Source organism: Mesorhizobium sp. M0663 (assembly GCF_040320585.1).
Taxonomy (GTDB): Bacteria; Pseudomonadota; Alphaproteobacteria; order Rhizobiales; family Rhizobiaceae; genus Mesorhizobium.
In genome coordinates, this window is the sequence record NZ_JAMYPX010000097.1 from 1 (window position 1) to 1,540 (window position 1,540).

Annotated in this window: 1 protein-coding gene; it reads left to right on the top strand. The window is 65.6% G+C overall.

The annotated features are described in order from the left end of the window. The first annotated feature begins 199 nt into the window (after positions 1-199). Positions 200-1,504: an IS4 family transposase gene (locus NKI54_RS36240; RefSeq protein WP_352579917.1), complete on the top strand. Its 1,305-nt coding sequence runs from the start codon at positions 200-202 to the stop codon at positions 1,502-1,504. The last annotated feature ends 36 nt before the right edge of the window (positions 1,505-1,540 follow it).

The window sequence follows — 1,540 nt, forward strand, 5'->3', positions numbered from 1 at the left end:
CCCTTCTCCCCTTGTGGGCTAGCGTGCGCACACATCTGCTTCGGAGAGGTGTCAAGGGAGTTTTGGTTGGGTAGCAGGTTTGGCTTGCGGGGTTGGAATCATGTGTGATTCTGTAGCTGCCATTGTTGATTCGGGAGGTTTCGACGATGGCACCGCTACTTGGATACTTCGGCGACCTGCGCCTGCAAAAAAGGGGAGCATGGTGCTGGATCGCATGTGCACGCGCGTCAGCGTGGGCCTGCGCAGGCTGGCCGATACGCGCGCGGAACAAGTTGCGTTCACGCGGCTGTTTCGCAATCCCCAGGTGACGGTGCAGGAGATCGTGCGCACGGCAGCGGCGCGAACGGGCGAGGCGGCGGCCGGCCGCCATGTGCTGATCATCGAGGACAGCAGCGAGATCAACTATGAGGCCAAGGCCTCGCGCAAGCGCGGCCTCGGGCGTGTCGGCAACGGCAAGGATGTCGGGCTGTTCGTCCACCCGGCGCTGGCCGTGGATGCCGCCGACGGTTCCGTGCTGGGGCTTGCGGCTGCCACGATCTGGCGGCGCCGGGGGCAGAAGGCGCACGACTACCAAGCCCTGCCGATCGAAGCCAAGGAAAGCTACAAATGGATCGCCACCGCCAAGGCGGCCCGCCAGGCGCTGACCGACACGCCGCTGGCTACCGTGATCGGCGACCGCGAGGCCGACATCTACGAAGTACTGGCAAGGCTGCCTGACGAGCGCACGCATGTGCTCATCCGCGCCGTGCGCGACCGGGCTCTGGGTGAGCAGGGCGGCCGTCTGTTCGGCGAGATCGCCAAAACGCCGGAAGCCGGCCGGATCGCCTTCGAGCTGCAGGCGCGTCCCGGCCGACTGGCGCGCAAGGTGCAACTGGCCGTCCGCTTCGCCGAGGTCGCCTTGCGCCAGCCGCACCTTGGTGCCGACCGCCGCGATCCGCGCGAGATCACGCTCAACATCGTCGAAGTGCGCGAGATCGATCCGCCTTCGCCCAAGGAGGCGGTGATCTGGCGACTGTTGACCACTCACACGGTCAAAACGCTCGCCGACGCTTGCCGCATGGTCGATCTCTACCGGTTGCGCTGGACCGTCGAACAGCTGTTCCGAACCGTGAAGTCGCAGGCCATCGATCTGGAGGAAAGCCTGCTTGCCGATGGTGAGGCACTCGAACGGCTGGCCGCGACCGCGCTGATCGTCGCCGTCAGGGTCATGCAACTCGTGCACGGGCGCGATGCCGCCGGCCGCACCTTCAAGGCCGCTCGCCTCTTCAGCCCCGCCGAGATCACCGTGCTGGAGGCGCTGATTGCCAGACTCGAAGGCAAAACCCAAAAGCAGAACAACCCGCATCCGCAACACACGCTCGCCTGGGCCGCCTGGTGCATCGCCCGGCTCGGCGGATGGAACGGCTACGCAAAGGAGCGGCCGCCAGGCCCCGTCACCTTCTCCAATGGGCTAAAACGCTTCCACGCCATCGCCGAGGGCTTCGCTCTTGCAAATCCAAACTAATCCCCGCCAAATCAGATGTGTGCGCACGCTAGCCCC

What these genes read in the sequence shown, in the direction of transcription:
- NKI54_RS36240 (WP_352579917.1), top strand. Translation starts at nt 200, where the DNA reads ATGGTGCTGGATCGCATGTGCACGCGCGTCAGCGTGGGCCTGCGCAGG.